Source organism: Gemmatimonadaceae bacterium (assembly GCA_035606695.1).
In the GTDB taxonomy this organism is placed as follows: Bacteria; Gemmatimonadota; Gemmatimonadetes; order Gemmatimonadales; family Gemmatimonadaceae; genus JAQBQB01.
The window spans coordinates 57197-74438 of sequence record DATNEW010000012.1; the positions used below are offsets into that span (position 1 = coordinate 57197).

18 protein-coding genes are annotated in these 17242 nt (G+C 65.5%); 12 read left to right on the top strand and 6 right to left on the bottom strand.

Translation table 11 applies throughout. The annotated features are described in order from the left end of the window. Positions 1-40 precede the first annotated feature (40 nt). From VN706_03730 to VN706_03740, 3 genes are read left to right on the top strand one after another with little or no spacing between them, the layout of a single operon-like run. Positions 41-787, top strand: coding sequence for a matrixin family metalloprotease (locus VN706_03730; GenBank protein HXT14711.1), 747 nt, complete (start codon positions 41-43; stop codon positions 785-787). A 9-nt stretch (positions 788-796) separates the two neighbouring features. Continuing rightward, on the top strand, positions 797-1546 hold the full coding sequence (locus VN706_03735) for a matrixin family metalloprotease (GenBank protein ID HXT14712.1): 750 nt from the start codon (positions 797-799) through the stop codon (positions 1544-1546). Between the two features lie 40 nt (positions 1547-1586). Next, a complete protein-coding gene (locus VN706_03740; GenBank protein HXT14713.1) occupies positions 1587-2537 on the top strand; it encodes an NAD(P)/FAD-dependent oxidoreductase in 951 nt (316 codons plus the stop codon). Here the strand turns inward: VN706_03740 and VN706_03745 are convergent. From VN706_03745 to VN706_03755, 3 genes are read right to left on the bottom strand one after another with little or no spacing between them, the layout of a single operon-like run. Then, on the bottom strand, positions 2521-3594 hold the full coding sequence (locus tag VN706_03745) for a PDZ domain-containing protein (GenBank protein ID HXT14714.1): 1074 nt from the start codon (positions 3592-3594) through the stop codon (positions 2521-2523). The two genes, VN706_03740 and VN706_03745, sit on opposite strands and share 17 nt — an antisense overlap. Further along, complete coding sequence (locus tag VN706_03750) at positions 3594-4310, bottom strand: hypothetical protein (protein HXT14715.1); 717 nt, start codon at positions 4308-4310, stop codon at positions 3594-3596. The genes VN706_03745 and VN706_03750 overlap by 1 nt, the downstream gene beginning before the upstream one ends. Continuing rightward, entirely contained in the window at positions 4291-4887 is a 597-nt protein-coding gene (locus tag VN706_03755; GenBank protein ID HXT14716.1) for a sigma-70 family RNA polymerase sigma factor, read from the bottom strand. The genes VN706_03750 and VN706_03755 overlap by 20 nt, the downstream gene beginning before the upstream one ends. 347 nt (positions 4888-5234) lie before the next feature. On the opposite strand from VN706_03755, the gene VN706_03760 reads away from it, so the two are divergent. Then, positions 5235-6578: a serine hydrolase gene (locus VN706_03760; GenBank protein HXT14717.1), complete on the top strand. Its 1344-nt coding sequence runs from the start codon at positions 5235-5237 to the stop codon at positions 6576-6578. Between the two features lie 59 nt (positions 6579-6637). Here the strand turns inward: VN706_03760 and VN706_03765 are convergent, their stop codons facing one another. Then, positions 6638-7828 (bottom strand): BamA/TamA family outer membrane protein, encoded by a 1191-nt coding sequence (locus tag VN706_03765; protein ID HXT14718.1) that lies wholly within the window; start codon positions 7826-7828, stop codon positions 6638-6640. A 155-nt stretch (positions 7829-7983) separates the two neighbouring features. Between VN706_03765 and VN706_03770 the strand changes: the two genes are divergently transcribed. Then, a complete protein-coding gene (locus VN706_03770) occupies positions 7984-8340 on the top strand; it encodes a metal-sulfur cluster assembly factor (protein HXT14719.1) in 357 nt (118 codons plus the stop codon). Positions 8341-8357: 17 nt separating this feature from the next. Here VN706_03770 and VN706_03775 read toward each other — a convergent pair whose 3' ends face one another. Then, positions 8358-9530 (bottom strand): HRDC domain-containing protein, encoded by a 1173-nt coding sequence (locus VN706_03775; GenBank protein ID HXT14720.1) that lies wholly within the window; start codon positions 9528-9530, stop codon positions 8358-8360. A 65-nt stretch (positions 9531-9595) separates the two neighbouring features. Between VN706_03775 and VN706_03780 the strand changes: the two genes are divergently transcribed. From VN706_03780 to VN706_03800, 5 genes are all read left to right on the top strand, one after another. After that, a complete protein-coding gene (locus VN706_03780) occupies positions 9596-10873 on the top strand; it encodes an AI-2E family transporter (GenBank protein ID HXT14721.1) in 1278 nt (425 codons plus the stop codon). Further along, positions 10866-11828, top strand: a complete 963-nt coding sequence (locus tag VN706_03785) for a pyridoxal-phosphate dependent enzyme (protein HXT14722.1) — start codon at positions 10866-10868, stop codon at positions 11826-11828. The genes VN706_03780 and VN706_03785 overlap by 8 nt, the downstream gene beginning before the upstream one ends. Before the next feature lie 140 nt (positions 11829-11968). Beyond that, positions 11969-12382, top strand: a complete 414-nt coding sequence (locus tag VN706_03790; GenBank protein ID HXT14723.1) for a thioesterase family protein — start codon at positions 11969-11971, stop codon at positions 12380-12382. Next, positions 12364-13173 carry an alpha/beta fold hydrolase gene (locus VN706_03795; GenBank protein ID HXT14724.1) on the top strand — a complete coding sequence of 270 codons (810 nt, stop codon included), beginning with the start codon at positions 12364-12366 and terminating at the stop codon, positions 13171-13173. Before VN706_03790 ends, VN706_03795 begins: the two co-directional genes overlap by 19 nt. Positions 13174-13226: 53 nt before the next feature. Then, positions 13227-13865: an isoprenylcysteine carboxylmethyltransferase family protein gene (locus tag VN706_03800; protein HXT14725.1), complete on the top strand. Its 639-nt coding sequence runs from the start codon at positions 13227-13229 to the stop codon at positions 13863-13865. 264 nt (positions 13866-14129) lie between these two features. Here the strand turns inward: VN706_03800 and VN706_03805 are convergent, their stop codons facing one another. Continuing rightward, entirely contained in the window at positions 14130-14393 is a 264-nt protein-coding gene (locus VN706_03805) for a ferredoxin family protein (GenBank protein ID HXT14726.1), read from the bottom strand. A gap of 51 nt (positions 14394-14444) precedes the next feature. Between VN706_03805 and VN706_03810 the strand changes: the two genes are divergently transcribed. After that, complete coding sequence (locus VN706_03810) at positions 14445-14933, top strand: (2Fe-2S)-binding protein (protein HXT14727.1); 489 nt, start codon at positions 14445-14447, stop codon at positions 14931-14933. Beyond that, the gene (locus VN706_03815) at positions 14926-17217 is read left to right on the top strand and encodes a xanthine dehydrogenase family protein molybdopterin-binding subunit (GenBank protein ID HXT14728.1); all 2292 of its coding nucleotides are present in this window, start codon (positions 14926-14928) and stop codon (positions 17215-17217) included. Before VN706_03810 ends, VN706_03815 begins: the two co-directional genes overlap by 8 nt. Positions 17218-17242 lie beyond the last annotated feature (25 nt).

Below are 17242 nucleotides of genomic sequence, written 5' to 3' on the forward strand. Positions count from 1 at the left end.
CTCCGGGCCGCTGCCGGTCCCGGGGCGGTCAACGATCGGTATGAAGCGAGCCGTCCTCCCCCTGCTCTCGCTTGCGCTGGGACTTTCCGTCCTCGGCGCCATTCACGCGCCGGTCGCTGAACCGAAGCCCGTGCGCCATACCATTTCGTCGGGCGCCATCGCTCGCGTCCTCCGTGAAGTCGCCGCGCTGCCGTCGCGCGGCGCCGACCGATCGAGCGTGATGCAGCGATTGCGCGATGAAGAATCCGGCACCTACATCGGCGACATTCTTCGCGAACGCGACTCATCGCTCGCGCGCTGGTCCGGACGCGAGGACTCGCCGCTCAGCGTGTGGATTCAACCGCAGTCACCGCTCGACGACTTCTCCAACAGTTATGTGAATCGGGTGCGCGAAGCGTTCGAGGCGTGGAACGACGTCGACCTCCCCGTGCAATTCGCCTTCGTGCGTGATTCGGCGCAGGCCGAAGTGCACGTGAATTGGATCGATCACTTCGACGAGCCAATCAGCGGACGCACGCGCTGGGCGCGCGACGACGACTGGGTGATCACCGACGCGAACATCATTCTGGCGTTGCATCACAACCAGGGCGATCTGCTCGATGACGACTCCATGCGCGCCATGGCGATGCACGAGATCGGACATCTGCTCGGCCTCGATCACACGACGGACTCGCTGAGCATCATGGCGCCAAAGGTTCGCGTGCGGCAACTCTCGTCGGCGGATCGCGCAACGGCGCGCCTGCTCTATGCGTTGCCTACCGGTCCGCTGCCTGGTCTGCCGCACTAGACTTCCGTCGTGCGCCGCATCGAAAACTGGTTGATGCTTCTCGTCGTGGCGCTGGCGGCATTCGTCGGCGTCTCGATCGCGCACGCGCCACGACTCTCGTCAGCCGCCGCGAGCGACAATCCGATCGTGCGGGACATCGCGGCGCGAAAGATCGTTCGCAACACCGACGCGCCTGCGCCGTCACGCACCGTCGACGTCCGCGCGAAGATCGCCGAAGTCCCCGGCACGTATCTCGGCGAAATTCTCGGCGAGCAGGGCAATCAACTCGTGCGCTGGCCCGACAGCGATCGCCAGCCGTTGCGCGTGTGGGTCCAGAGTGCATCGACGCTGCGCGACTGGAATGACACCTACGTGCAGATGGCGCGCGATGCAATCGGCGATTGGCAAGAGGCCCAAGTGCCGTTGCGCTTCAAGTTCGTTCTCGACTCCGTAGGGGCCGAGATTCGTTTGGAGTGGGCCGATCAGTTTCCGGCGTCGCTGGGACTTCGCGTCGGCACGACAGCGCTGACCTACGATCAATTCGGATGGATTGCCGGCGCCACGATCACGATCACGCTTCACGACAGCTTGGGCGTCGTCATTCCCGGAAGCGCGCTCGCCGGCATCGTCCGGCACGAATCGGGACATGCGATCGGGCTCGGACATTCGAGCGATCCCAAAACGAAGATGTATCCCGTCGAAACGACGACCGACATCCAGCCGGCGGACCGCGCGACGCTGGCGTTGTTGTACACGCTGCCTCCGGGCCCGGTGCGGTAAGGAAGTGCGGTAAGCACCCTTCTTGCCTCGCCGTAAGCGCATGAAGCGCGAACGCGTGTACGACATCGGCATCGTGGGCGGCGGGCCCGCGGGACTTTCGGCGGCCATTTGGTCCGCGCGATATCTGCATTCGGTCGTGCTCGTCGACAGCGGCGACCCGCGCAACTGGCAAACGCGCGGCATCAACGGTTTCCTCGGCCTCGAGGGCATTTGTCCGCCCGAATTGCGCGCGCGCGGTCGTGACACCTGCCGCCAACTTGGGGTGGAGCTTGTCGATGGTATCGTGCTGCATGCCGAGCAGCCGCGAGACGAAGAGCTCGTGCTGTCGCTGGAAGGCGGAAGTCGCCTCGTGTGCCGCCGGCTTTTGCTGGCGATCGGCATTCGCGACGTGTGGCCCGACATTCCCGGACTCGATCACGCGTACGGTGCGAACGCGCACGTGTGTCCGGATTGCGACGGCTACGACGCGCGCGGCAAGAAGGTCGTCGTGATCGGCAACGGGCGCCGCGCGGTCGGCATGGCGCTCAATCTCACGACGTGGACGCACGACATCATCATCTGCACGAACGGCCGCCCGCCGGAGATGGACGAGCCGGAATACTGCGGCAAGCTCGATGCGCTGAACATCCCGGTGCTCACCGACCGCATCACCCAAGTCTGTTGCGTGGATCGGCGGATTCACTGCCTGAAGCTGGAGAACGGCGCGCAGCTCGACACGGACAAGGTGTTTTTCTCGATCGCGCAATATCCGGCCGACGATCTGGCCGTGCAGCTAGGCTGCGAGCGCGACGAAGAAGGCCACGCCGTGGTGGATGCGCATTGTCACACGTCAGTGTTCAACGTGTTCGCCGCGGGCGATCTCACACCGGGATCGCAATTGGCGATCACGGCGGCCGCCGAAGGGGCGACCGCCGCGTTGTCGATGCACAAATCGTTGGTACCGGCCGAGCGGAAGCTCGAGCCGCGTGAGCGGGCTACCAGCTCAACGTGACGTCGTGCGTCTTGTGATCGCGCACGACCTTGAGCGTCAGCTCGCGCGCGCGCATGTGCGCGGAGAAGGCAGCGCGCAGCTCATCGAGCGTCGTGACGGGCTGCGAGCCTGCGTTCACGATCACGTCGCCAACGCGCAGGCCTGAAGTCCAGGCGGGCGAAGTCTCGGGCACCTGCTTCACGAGAATCCCGGTGCTGATCTTGAGCACCTTCGCGAGGTCAGGTCCGACGTCCACCATGCTCGCGCCAAGCACGCCGTCGCGAGAGATGATGAACATGCCGCCGGGCAGCATGGGGCCGCGGATCATGGTTGCCCTCGGGACAGCCTCGAGAACACCACCACCCGCCACACTGGCACGAGCGGCGGCGACCGCCCGCTTCTCGTAGAACTCGTTCGGGAAGTTCGGTGCCGCGCCCAGATCGAGACGCCGGTACATCAATCGTGACGGCGCTTTCGCGATGACGAGCGAGTAATCCTTCGGTTCACCGTCGTGGCGCACGGTGACGTCGAGCTTGTGATCGGGAATGAGCAAGCGCGTCATGTTGAGCTCGTGGCCGATAACGTCGACGCCGTTGTAGGCGAGCAGGACATCACCCGGTGCGATCCCCGCGTGGCCGGCCGGCGAGTCCGGCTCGACGGAAACGATCAGCGGGTATGCCAGATACGTCACCCGCTGACCGTTCGAGTCGGCGTAGGTCTCACTTGGTCCACTCGGGTTGAGCCCGATCCACCCTTTAGGCATGGCGAGCTCAGAGCCGCCATTGATCCGAAACGTGACCTTTCCCACCGTGGGCGCACCCATGAGCGTTTCCAGATGCTTGGACAGCACCAGCCACTGATCCGACCCGAATTCGGTCTGATCGAGCGAGCGAATGATCGTCATGAGCGAGTCCATCGTCACGCGCGACGCCGTCAGCTTGCGCACGGCGATGGTATCCCGGCGGACGGCGCCGGCCGACTGCGCCTGGACGCGCTCCGCGCCGACGGCCGACGCGAACGTGGCGAAGGCGACGACGGCCATGCGCGGATGAACGAATCGATGTATCAAACTTCTCATTAGTAACTCATAATCTGCATGCTGGCCGGCAGCACCGTGTTGAGCTGCCGCAAGGTCGCCTCACGCTGGCCCATCGTCGTGAGGTAGTAGCCGTTGATGACCGGATCGTACGGCGACTTCTGCCGCGCCTGGCTGAGGACGCGGCCGGTTTCGTCGAGCGCGGCGAGGCGCGTGCGGATGGCCGCGGGCGACGCGGGCGCGTCGTTCGCCGTATCGTGCTGCGCGATGAACGCCACCGCGTTCTGATAGAGCAGCTGCGCGCGCGTCTGCGCGGCGACTGCATCTTCCACCGATTTGAACGTCTGCGCGGAGTCCGCCGAATGCGAAGACACCGGCGCCGACGCGACCGGCGAGTCGACCGCGGAGTTGGCGAGCGGTGATGCACCGGCGGAATAGCGGCCGCCCATCACGCCGCCCGCGACCAACAGCACCGCTGCCGCGGCCTGGAGCCACGGACGGCGCACCTGCCGCGCACGAAATTGCAGCCCGCGGCCTGAGTCGATGATACCGTCGGCGACGAGCGCCGGCCGCAGCGATTCCCAACTCGTGATTGGCGTTCCCAGGCGCGCCGTTTCCGCGCCGGCCAGATCGGCGACGCTCGAATATGCGACACGCTCGCGCGCGCACGCCGCACACGCGGACAAGTGCGCGAGCTCGGCCGCCGTGGGCGCTTCGTCGACCAATGCCGCCAGGCGTTCAGTAGGCAGGTGCGACATGCTCGGATCCTTTGCTTGGTAATCGGACATCTGAGGATTCTTTGACATCGATGAGGTGCGCGAGCAGCCGTCTCAACTTGCCGCGCGCCTTGAACAGTTGTGATTTCGACCCGCCGGGCGTGATGCCGAGCTGCTCGGCGATCTCCTCGTGGGTGTAGCCTTCGACGTCGTGCATCATGAACACTGTGCGCGCACCCGGTGACAGTTGGGCGGCGGCTTCTTCGATCGATTGGGCAACGAACGAGCGCTCGGTATCCGGCTCGATCGAGGCCGACGATTCGTCCACCTCGGTTTCGATGCTCGCCAGGCGCCGCGTCTTCCGCAGCGCGTTGAGCGTCCGGTTGACGGCAATCCGGTGCGCCCAGGTGCTGAACTGCGAGTCGCCGCGGTAACTCGGCAACGCGCGGAAGATCTGAATCCAGACTTCCTGCGCGATGTCCGCCGCCAGGTCCGCATCTCCGCCCACCAGGCGACGTACGACCATGTCGATGTGAGGCGCGTGCCGGGTCCAGAGGGCCCGGAGCGCGCTCTCATCGCCATCGATCGCTCGGCGGATGAGGAGCGGTTCGTGATCCATGCGTCTGATTAGTCCCCGAACGTTCGGAAAGGGTTTACTCGCGCGCAGCCCCAGGCTGAACGATTCATCGCGGACCGTTACATCGCAAACCCTTGCTCGTCCCGCGATTAGAAGGCAGAATGGGACCGTCGTCCACCTTCCCATCAGGAACATTTGGTGCGAATGTGACGTATCGCACGTGGTGGCTTGGTGTGGTTTGGTGGCCCATCGGCCGTTTTTCTCCTCCCGGCCGATACTCACCTACAGAGACGCACGCGTTCTGCATATACCTAGCTCAGGTGTCAGGTAGCGGGTCTGGTCCATCCAGTCCCAGCTGCTGAGACCGCATTCCGTTCGTCGGAGTTCTGGTGCTGTCACTGCTCGTCTCACTCTCGCTCGCGACGGCTAACGGCGGCGGCGGCCTTCCCGTGAAGGCGCCGAAGGCCGTGGGCATGTCCAGCGAGCGGCTCGCCAAGATCGATCACGTCGTCGAATGCGGAATTTCGGCTGGGGGATACCCGGGCGCTTCCGTCGTGGTCGGCCGGCGCGGCGCAGCCGTGTGGGAAAAGGGCTTCGGGAAGCAGAGCTGGGAAAAAGGCAGCACGCCCGTCTCCGCCGATCGCACCATCTACGATCTCGCTTCGTTGACCAAAGTCGTCGGCACCACGTCGGCGCTCATGATCTTGTACGATCAGGGTAAGATCCACCTCGACGATCCGGTGTCGAAGTACATCCCCGAGTTCTCGGGCGGCGCAAAGGATCAGGTCACGATCCGGATGCTCCTCGAGCATCGCTCGGGGCTGCCGGCCGGGCGGGATCTGTGGCGCATCGCGCACACGCCCGAGGAAGCACGGGCCGCGGTCATCTCGACGCCGCTCGTTTGCGAACCGGACCACTGCTACGAATACTCGGACCTTGGCGCCGACATGCTCGGCTTCGTGGTCGAGGCGGCGTCCGGCCAGCGGCTGGACCAATTCCTGGAACAGAACGTCTTTGGCCCGCTCGGCATGACGGATACGTTCTTCCGGCCCGCCGACTCGCTGAAGGCGCGGGTGGCGCCCACGGAAGTCGCTCCGCCGCGCGGCTACCCGCTCAAGGGCGAAGTACACGACGAGAACGCGTACGCGCTCGGCGGCATTGCCGGACATGCCGGCTTGTTCAGCACCGCGTCAGACCTCGCGGTCTTCGCGCAGATGATGCTGAACGGCGGCGAGTACAACGGCCTTCGCATCTTCGCCGATTCGACCGTGGCGCTGTTCACCAAGCGCGCCGTGGGAACGCGCGCGCTCGGCTGGGACACGTGCAACGACAAGGGCAGCTGCGGCAAGTATCTCGGTGAGGATGCCTACGGACACACGGGCTTCACGGGAACGTCGCTTTGGGTCGACCCCGACCGCGACATGTTCGTGGTGTTGCTCACGAACCGCGTCCACGAAGCGCGGGCGAAGCGTCCGGCCAAGGTGATCGCCGACGTTCGCGCCGATCTCGCCGACGCGGCCGCGCTCGCGGTGACGGATTACGGCGACGGGCCGATGGTGATGCCGGCGAAGTTCCGCGCCGACAAGGCTGTCGACTGGAACCGGCCGGAGCGGCACGCGCGGAAGCATTCGACGAAGAAGTCGAAGTCCGCAAAGGCGTCGACCTCGTCGAAGAAGAGAGTCGCTGCCAGCAAGGCGAGCAGTTCGAAGAAGTCGGCGAAGAAGAAGCATTAGGCCGGGCGTTGCTCGAAATGGAAAGGCTCTCCTTGTGGAGAGCCTTTTTGCTATCGGCGTCAAAACATGTATCCGAGTCCGATGTAGATCGGCGCCGCTGACTGCCCCGAGTGCCCAACATCCGCGGACACCACGAAGCTCGGCCCGAACGCTAATCGCGCGCCGCCGCCATACCCGGCGTGCAGCTCGTGCGTGATCGACGAGAGATCGACGCCATTGTCCCACACCCGGCCCGCGTCGACGAACGCGCTCAGAATCACCGATGACGGCCGGCCGTGCAACATGAAGTCGGCGGCGTTCCAACGAAGCTCGTTGTTCGTGACGGCGATTCCCTTCCCGACATAGCGGTCCTTGGGGAGTCCGCGAACGCTGCTCGAGCCACCGAGTCCGTCCTGCGACTTCTGAGTAGTCTGAATTTCCGCCAGCGCGTGGAACGGCGCGTCACCCATCGTGTTCTGCATGAGGACACGTGTCGCGAAGGTCACGCGTTCACTCAGCGGCTGATAGCGCCGCACCGAGGCCGTCCAGCGCGTGTAGTCATTCGTGGCACCGAGTGATTTGTCGACGCGCTGAACGATGAGGTCAGCCCAGGTGCCGTCGTGCGTGCCGATCTCGCGGTCGCGCGTATCGTACGTGAGGCCGGCGCGAAGGTAGTTCGTGTGGCCAAGAGGTGGTGTGCGGTTGTGCAAGTCGCGCTCGAGAAGTGTGGTACCGCTGTCGAATGGCGTGAGATCGATGCGGTCGTTCGACACGCCGCCGCCGACAAGCACGCGCACGCTCGGTAGAATGAGTGCGTGCTGGACGTCGCCCGTGGCGCTGAGACGATCTCGCCCATACCGGTAGAAGTAGCGCGTGCTGCCCGTCTCCAGCGCCGGGTCGTACGGCGTGTTGTTGCCGATGCCGTAGTAAGGCGCGGCGAGCTGCTGCTCTCGACCGACGAATGCCGTGTATCGCCACGGATGATCTGGACGCGACGGCGCGTCGAAGAAGAGCGTGTAGTCGCGGCGGCCTTGCGTGGTGAGAAAGACGGTCGGCTGCGCGGTCCAGCGATATGACGTCGCGCGATCGTCGTAGCCGTAGAGCGCCATGATGAGGCCGTAACCAAGGCCTTCGTCGGCGTCGAAGTTGAGAGCGGGGACGCCCGAAACTTCCACCGGGCGCGGCTTGTCCTGCGCCGAAAGTCGGCCGGGCGCGACGCAAATGAGGGACGCGGTGAAAGCGATCCCCGCGAGCGATGTCGAGCGATGCATCGGGCACTCCGCGTTGGTGAAGGTCGTTCGGCGTTCGCACCCAAGGTGCTCACGTCCGAACGGCCGGCCCATGCGGAGAATGACGTAGGCGGCGGCCTGGAACTACGTAGGAGATCCGCTTGCCGCCGTGACGACGCCCCCCGACCTTACGAGGTATGAGCGACCTACCCAATGCCGACCCGCAGACTCAGCCCGCGAGCCAACCCACTGAGCCGCCGCCGAGTGCCGATCAGGTGAAGATGGCGCTCCGGAAGGTGAAGGATCCGGAGCTCAACTTGAACATCGTCGACCTGGGGCTCGTCTACGACGTGATGGTGGATGGGGCCGACGTGCAGGTCGACATGACTCTGACGTCGCCGGGCTGTCCGGCGGGCCCGCAGATCATGGGCGACGTCGAGCGGGTTCTCAAAACGGTACCGGGAGTCGGGGCCGTGAACATCAACCTGGTGTGGGATCCGTTCTGGACGCCGGACAAGATCGAGCCGCGCGTCAGGGCGTACATGGGGCTTTAGCGCTGGGCGCTGGGCGGCTAATCGCGATAGGGAGAGTCGGCTTGCGCGGGCACTTGTTTGCGGTGCGGGGCCAAGGCCTTTAGAAAACTCTCACCGAGCACCGCCCGCTGCCAGCGGCGCAGCTCGGAGACCGACTCCAGCTCCTCGCGCGACGCGGGGTTCCGGCGCGCCACCGCCTCCATGCGGTCGCGCGAGCACAACACACCTGGATCGAGATCGAGGCGCGTCGCCGTAGCATCACGCACGGTCTTGAGCGCATTCACGCGCGCATCGAAATCGGGATCGCGATCCCAGCGCGCCGCTTTCGGAAAGCGCGGCAGCGCGTTCTCGGGAACGGCGAGCCCGCGCTTCACCGCGTCGAGCACCTCATTCCCGCGCGACTCGAGAATGCCCCGCGGCATGCCCTTGATGGCGCCGAGTGTCTCGCGCGTCGCGGGCTGTTGGCGCGCGATGTCGAGCAGCTGCTCGTTGCCGACGACGCGGAACGTCGCGCGATCGAGCTGGCGCGCCACGTCGTCGCGCCACGGCACGAGCTCGCGCAACACCGCGAGCTCGCGGCGCGAGAGGTCGCGCGCGCCCTTGATGCGCAGGAACGCGTTCGCCGAATCATCGCCCGCCCAGCGCGTGCCCTCGAGCAGCGCGAATTCCTCGGCGGCCCAATCCCAGCGGCCCGCGGATTCGAGCTCGTGCTTCAGCTTGTCGCGCAGCTCCAGCAGGTGGATGGTATCCTGCGCGGCGTAGTCGAGCATGCCCTGCGTGAGCGGCCGCATGGACCAGTCGGCGCGCTGATGCTTCTTGTCGAGCTTGAGACCGAAGTATCGCTCGAGAAGCGCGGCGAGCCCGAACGCCTTGAGCCCGAGCAGCTGCGCGGCGATGCGGGTGTCGAAAATGTTCCGAACGTTCCAACCATAATCCTGGTGCAGCAATCGCAGATCATAATCCGCGTCGTGAAACACGATCTCGACGCGGGCATCCTCGAGCAGACCGCCGAGTCGAGCGGGCGTGCCGATCGGGATGGGATCGATGATTGCCGTTTGGTCGCGCGTCGAGAGCTGGAGCAGATAGATTCGATCGACGAAGCGATGGAAGCTCGCGCCCTCGGTATCGAGGGCAAGGATGCTGATGTCGCCGATCGAGGCCAGAAAGCTGTCGACGACGCTCGCGGTGTCGAGATACACGGGCGTATGCACGCAGCGCAATCTAACGGACGCGAGACGCGGAGCGCGTCGCGGGAGACCGAGGACGTGACGACCCGATGAGCGATGAGGCGAACGTAGCGGGAGACACGCCGACACCGCGGCAGCATCGCGTGCGGCGCCGGCGAACCGGCTGGCGCAACGCGGACGTGATGCGCACCGCCGCGCTCGTGATCGGCATGTATCTGGGCGTACGGCTGATCTGGTTCGCGCACCCGCTGTTCCTCACAGCGTTCTTAGGGATGTTGTTCGGGTTGGCCGTCGCGTCGGGCGTGGACGTGCTGTCGCGCTGGCGAATTCCGCGGGGCTTGAGCGCGGCGCTGATCGTGCTCGCGTTCTTCGGGCTGCTGTTCGGCTTCGGGGCGGTGATGGCACCGACGATCCATGAACAGTCGATCGAATTGCGGCGGCAGCTGCCGGACGCGCTGGACCGGTTGGATCAGTGGGTGAATGCGCGCCGCAGCGGCGTCGTTGGAATGATTTTCAGCGGGCTGACGGATGTCTCTCAGGCGGACTCGGCCGTCTCGGGGCAGAAGCCGGTTGCCGGCCCGCCGGTGCCACAGGCGGCGACGTCCGCACCGCCCGCCGCGCCGGTCCCGACGGCAGGGACGCAACTCCAGCCGCAGAGCACCGTGGTGTCGACGCTGCGCCGCCGGATCGGCGGCCAGCTTGGCGGCGCGACTCGGCTGTTGTTTCCCTTCCTGTCGTCGACGATCGAGGTTGTTACAGGAATACTCATTATAATTTTCTTATCGATCTACATCGCGGTCGATCCGGGCATGTACCGCAGCGGCATCATGCACCTGTTCCCGCACGGACGGCGCCGGCGGACCGGCGACGTGCTCTCGGCGGTTGCGGCCGTGCTGCGCAAATGGCTCGTGACGCAGCTCATCGCGATGGTGGTGATGGGCATCGTCACGACGATCGTGCTGCTGGCGCTGCACATCAAAGCGGCGTTTGCGCTCGGCCTGCTCTCGGGGCTGCTGGAGTTCATTCCAACCGCCGGCGCGCTGATTTCCTCCGCGCCCTCGATCCTCATGGGCTTCCTCGACTCGCCGGAGAAGGCGATGTGGGTGGGCGTGGCCTTCGTCGGCGTGCATTTCCTCGAGGGCCATCTCTTGATCCCGCTGCTCATGAAAGGCGGGGTCGATCTTCCGCCGGCGCTCACGATTCTCTCCCAGGCGCTGATGGCGATTCTCTTCGGATTCCTTGGCCTGATGTGCGCGGTGCCGCTGCTCGCGGCGACGATGGTCGCGGTCAAGATGCTCTATGTCGAAGACATCGTCGGCGATCCGCAAATCGGTCCGGGAGAGAATCCACACAAGGGCGTTGAGTAGCTCGGGACAATTCTCGTCGCCGCTCATCGAGCGGTACCCGGCGCTCGATCAACTGCCGCGCGTCGCGCTGACGAACGGCCCGACGCCGGTGGAGCATCTCGCGACGATCCATCCGGGGCTGTGGATCAAGCGCGACGATCTGAGCGCCGATCCGCTCGGCGGGAACAAGGTGCGCGCGCTCGAGTTTCTTCTCGGGACCGTTCGCGGCGGCGATCGCGTCGTCACGGTCGGCTCGGCGGGATCGACGCACGCGCTTGCCGTCACCATGTACGCATCACGATTGGGCGCCGGCGTTTTCGTTGGGCGATGGAAGCAGGTCATGAACGCGACGGCGGAACGTGTCGCGGCACGCATCGGGCGAGAAGCGGCGCGCGCTCCGGTATTTCGATCGCCCGTCGGCGCGTACGCGTGGGCAGTCGGCCGCCGGCTGCGCGGCGCGCTCTGGGTGCCGGCGGGCGGAAGCAGTCCGCTGGGCGTGCTCGGTCACGTGAACGCCGGGCTCGAGTTGGTGAATCAAATCGAACGGGGCGCGTTGCCCGCGCCACGCTACGTCGTCACGCCACTCGGCACCGGAGGAACGATGGCGGGGTTGGCACTCGCGTTCGCGATCGCCGAGCGGGACATCGAAGTCGTCGGCGTGCGGGTGGTGCCGAGGATCGTTGGGCGGGTGTCGCATGTGCGGTCGTTGGCGAATCGCTCGGCGGCGCTGATCGAGCGTGTGAGTGGAACGCGAGTGCCGCGCGTGCGCGACCATGTGCGTGTCGAGCACCATGCGTACGGTGGCGCATATGGCCGCGAGACGACCGCTGGGCGCGAGGCAGCAACGCAACTGCTTGAAACGACGGGAATTCGCCTCGACGCCACGTATAGCGCGAAGGCGTTCTCGCACGCGATCGCGGTGGCTGAATCCGGTGTTACGCTTTTCTGGTTAACGTTCGATTCTAGACTATGGTGATGGTTCCTCCGACTACTGTCATAGTTCCTCACTTCGGCGCTTCGCACCTCCGCTCGGAATTCCGCATACTACTGTCATAGTTCCTCACTTCGGCGCTTCGCACCTCCGCTCGGAATTCCGCATACTACCCATCGGCCATCATGACCACACTGCCCGAAGTCACGTTTCACATCTATCCGACGGACTGCGACATGCTCGGGCATCTGAATCACGCGACGATGCTCAACTTTCTCGAGCGTGCGCGGTGGTCGCTGCTCGAGCCGCAGATCAACGTTCGCGAATGGGCGAAGCAGCCGGTGTTCTCGGTGGTGCGGCATGTGGACATCGGGTATCTCGCGCAGTCGCTGCCAGGCGAGGATCTCGTGATTCGCTCGGGGCTCCTCGCGATTCGGCGCACGAGCTACATCATCAAGCAGGACGTGCGCAAAGTGGGATCGAACGCGCTGGTGGCCGAAGCATCGATCGTGTTCGTGGCGGTCAATCAACAGGGGCAGCCGGTGCCCGTTCCGGATTCGTGGCGTGAGATGTTGCCGCAGTGGCCGGAACACGAGTGATTGCGCTGGTCGGAGACACGGCGATCGCGTACGACGACGTCGGCACGGGATTGCCGGTGGTGTTTCTGCATGCGTTCCCGCTGAATCGCACGATGTGGGACCCGCAGGTCGGCGCGCTCGTGGCCGAATGCCGGTGTATCGCGATCGACATGCGCGGGCTCGGCGAATCCGCGCCGGCCGAGCCGTACAGTGTCGAGCGTTATGCGGACGACGTGGTGGGCGTACTCGATGCGCTGCAGATCGAACGCGCCGTGTTCGTTGGCTTGTCGCTGGGCGGCTATGTCGCGTTCGCATTGTGGCGGCGGCATCGCGATCGCGTGCGCGCCCTGGTGCTCGCCGACACGCGTGCGGCGGCCGATACGCGCGACGGCATCACGCGGCGACGACACTTGATCGAGCTCGCCGAATCGCAGGGGAGCATCGCGGTGGCGAACGTGCAGATCGCGGGGCTGGTGGGAAAAACCACCCGTGAAAAGCGCCCGGATATCTATGACGCGACGCATCGGATGATGGCGCAGGCGCCGGTTGAGGGAATCATCGGCGGGCTCGAGGCGCTCATGGCGCGGCCTGATTCGACGGCGACGTGCGAGACGATCTCGGTGCCGACACTCGTCGTGGTCGGCGAGGAAGACGCCATCACGCCGGTCAAGGAAGCGCGGCGGCTGCAGGAGTCGATTCCCGGCAGCCGGATCGAGGTGCTGCAGCAGGCGGGGCACTTGTCGAGTCTCGAGCGGCCGGCGGCGTTCAACACCGTGGTGAGCGAGTTTCTCGCGAGTCTCATGTACAACTAGCCCCGCGCTGGGCAATGGGCGGTGAGCGCGGGGCGTTGATTAGCTTTCCGGCGATGACTTCACCGCGCCAATCGAGCCAGTCGACTACGCCGCCGGCCCCTTCCGCGACAGAACGCAGCGCGCCGGCGCGCGTCGGTGCCGTGCTGTTTCGCAACCGCAGTTGGCTGCCGGTGCCGTTTCTGCTGGTCGCGCTGCTCGCGCCGGGATACGCGACGCGATGGAACTGGATCGCCGGCGCGGTCCTGATCGTGTTCGGCGAATGGATTCGCATGTCGGGCGTGGCGGCGGCCGGCACGGTGACTCGCCGCCGCTCGCGCGACGTGCAGCGCCTGGTGACGTATGGCGTCTTCCGCTGGGTGAGGAATCCGCTCTACGTCGGCAATTTCTTCATCTGGATGGGCTTCGTCGTCATCTCGGGCGTGATGTGGTTCCTTCCGCTCGCGGTGCTGATCTTCGCAGCGGAATACACGCTGATCGTGCGCTACGAGGAAGGGGTGCTCGAGTCGATCTTCGGGCAGGAGTATCTCGACTACAAGCAGACGACGCCGCGGTGGCTTCCTCGACCGCCGAAGCAGCCGGAGAGCGGGCCGCATGATTGGCGCGAGGCGTGGCGGAGCGAGATCTCGACGTTCCTGCAGTACCTGGCGCTGGTGGTGCTGTTCTTGGTGAAGCAGAAGGTTTGGTGGAAGTGACGTGGCGCGCGCTGCGCGCGCAGGGAGTGGCGACGCTTCGCGTCAGGGGGTGGCGGCCGGAGGCCGCGGGGATGGCGCGGGCTACGCGCGCAGGCAGAATCATAAGAGCGGAACGGGGCTGAGCTTCGCGCGACAACAAAAAACCTCGAGACGAATGTCTCGAGGTTTTTTGGTTTTGCGTGGACGAAGGCCACCGCACCCGCGCGTCAGCGCCGCTCCCTGCGGCGTAGCCGCGACAAGCCCCGCGGCGCTACCCGCGCCGCGTCACTTCTGCGGCTTGCCCGGCGGATTGTCGCTCTTGAACACGTCGCGATTGATCTGCACGTACTGCTTCAGGTGGCCCGGCACGTCTTCTTCGGGGAAAATGGCCGTGACCGGACATTCGGGCTCACACGCGCCGCAGTCGATGCACTCGTCGGGATGGATGTACAGTTGCTGCTCCCCTTCGTAGATGCAGTCGACGGGACAGACGTCGACGCACGCGCGGTCCTTTGTATTGATGCAAGCTTCGGTGATGACGTAGGGCATTGGTTGCCTCGGATGGCTGCAATGACGGGCGGTAGAGCCTAAGTTAGTTCCATGCGTCTCATCGTCAACGGAGCCACGCACGACGTCACCGCGCCCGCCCACGAGACGCTGCTTTCTACCCTGCGCGATCGATTGGAGCTCACCGGCACGAAGCTCGTCTGCGGCCGGGGAGAGTGCGGCGCCTGCACGGTGCTGCTGGATGGAATTTCCGTCTACGCGTGCCTGACGCTCACTGTAGCATGTGACGAGCGGGAAATCACGACGATCGAAGGTTTGGCGCATGACAAAACGTTGCATCCTGTCCAGGCGGCGTTCGCCGAGCACGACGCGCTGCAATGTGGCTTCTGCACGCCGGGACAGATTCTGGCGGCTGTCGCCCTGCTGAAGGAAAACCCGAATCCGACGGAAGACGCCGTGCGCCGCGGCATGAGCGGCAATCTGTGCCGCTGCGGTGCGTACCCGAAAATCCTGCGCGCCGTGCTCGCGGCCGCGAGCCAGGACACCGCGCCGGACACGACGCAGGACGCCGCCCATGACTAGACGCTTCGTGACGACGAAGGTCGAAGTCGAGGGACGCGAAGAAACGAAGATCGTCGAACTGCCCTCGCGCGAACCCGCGCCGTGGGGCGACGACGCCGAGCTGCACGTCGTCGGGAAGAGCGTTCCGCGCATGGACGCGCTCGAGAAAATCACCGGCGATGCGCGGTACACCGCCGACATGCAGCTGCCGCGCATGTTGTACGCGGCGCTGCTTCGTGCGCCGGTCGCGCGCGGCCGCGTCGTGTCGATCGATCTCTCGCCGGCGTTGGCGCTCGACGGCGTGCGCGGCGCGGTCACGAGCGACGATGTGCCCGACATCAAGCTGGACGGCATCTCGCTGTTCGACCATACCATCCACTACGCGCATCAGCCGATCGCGGCGATCTGCGCCGACTCACTCGAGATCGCCGAACGTGCGCTGCGCGCGATCGAAGTGGATGTGAAGCTCGACCCGCACGTCGCGAACGCGCACGACGCGCTGTCCACCGACGCGCCGCGCATTCGATCGACCGGCAACATGCCGCGGCGTTCACCGCGCGTCGCATCGCGAGGCGACGTTGCCGCGGGGCTGGAAGCGGCCGACGTCACCATCACGCGCGAGTATCGCACGCCGGTCGCGCTGCACACGGCGCTCGAGCCGCATGGAGCGGTTGCGGACTGGTCGGGCGGCTTTCTCACCGTCTGGGAGTCGACGCAGGGCATCTTCATGACGCGCGCCGACGTTGCGTCGGCCTTCGAGCTTCCGCTCTCGAAGGTGCGGGTGATCAAGAATTACATGGGCGGCGGCTTCGGCTCGAAGAACGGCGCCTCGCACGCGACGTACGCCGCATGCGCGCTCGCGCGCAAGCTCGGCCAGCCCGTGCGGTGCATCTTCGATCGTGAGGGTGAGCAATCGGATGCAGGCAATCGCCCGTCGACCGTGCAACAGGTAACGCTCGGCGCCACACGCGACGGACGACTCACCGCGATCAAGCTCGCGTCGACGACGGTGCTCGGCATCGGCGGGTGGTTGTCGGGTCCGGGAAAGATCTATCACGAGATGTATCGCTGCGAGAACGTCCACACGGACGAGACGTTCGTGTACATCAACGCCTCGCCGATGAACTCGTTTCGCGCGCCGGGGCATACCGAGGGCGCGTTCGGTCTCGAGTCCGCGATGGACGTGCTCGCGCGCGAGCTCGATCTCGATCCGCTCGAGCTGCGCCGCCGCAACTACGCGGACGCCGATCAGGACAAGGGCAGAGCGTACTCGAACAAGCGACTCGATCTGTGCTACGTGCAGGGCGCGCAGCGGTTCGGCTGGGGGCGCGCACGCATGCGGAAGCACGACACGGTATCGCGTTTTCGCCGCGGTGTGGGCATGGCGTCGATCACGTGGGGCGCGGGCGGCGGACCGCCGGCGTATGCCACGGTGCGGCTCAATCGCGACGGCTCGATCGAAGTGCTGACCGGCGCACAGGATCTCGGCACCGGCGCGCGCACGGTCATGGCGCAGATCGCCGCCGAAGTGCTCGGCGCGAAGGTGGACGACGTGCGCACCGTGCTCGGCGACACGGAGCGGTTGCCGTTCGCGTCGAACTCCTGGGGCTCGATCACGACCGCGTCCGTCGGGCCGGCCGTGCGCGTTGCCGCTGAAGAAGCACGCGACGCATTGTTCGACGCCGCGGCCGGCATGATGAACACGACGCGCGACGACCTCGAGTCGCACGACAGCGAGATTCACGCGAAGTCGAACGATCAGTGCATGTTGTTCCGCGACGTCTGCGAGACGCTTGGCGACGTGATGATCATGGGCCAGGGCAGTCGCGGGCCGAATCCGGACAAGACGGCGATCGCGGCGTTCGGCGCGCAGTTCGCCGAGGTCGAAGTCGACACGGAGACGGGACACGTGCGCGTGCTGCGCATCGTATCGGCGCACGACTCCGGGCGGATCATCAATCCGACCCTGGCCGAAAGCCAGCTCGAGGGCGGCATCATTCAAGGTCTTGGATACGCATTATTTGAAGAGCGTATCTTCGACGAGCACATCGGCATGCCGATGAACCCGAACATGCACGACTACAAGATTCCCACCATGGCCGACGTGCCGAAGATCGACGCGTTCTTCGTCGGCGCGGCGGACACGGTGGCGAATCACGTCGGCGCGAAGGGGCTGGCCGAGCCGCCGATCATCGGCACCGCGCCGGCAATCGCCAATGCGGTCGCGGACGCGATCGGAGTCGAGGTGGGCGAGATACCGCTGACACCGTGGCGGGTGTTACGGGCGCTGCTCTCTCCGCAATGAAAGGGGTCCTTCGGTCGCTGCGCTC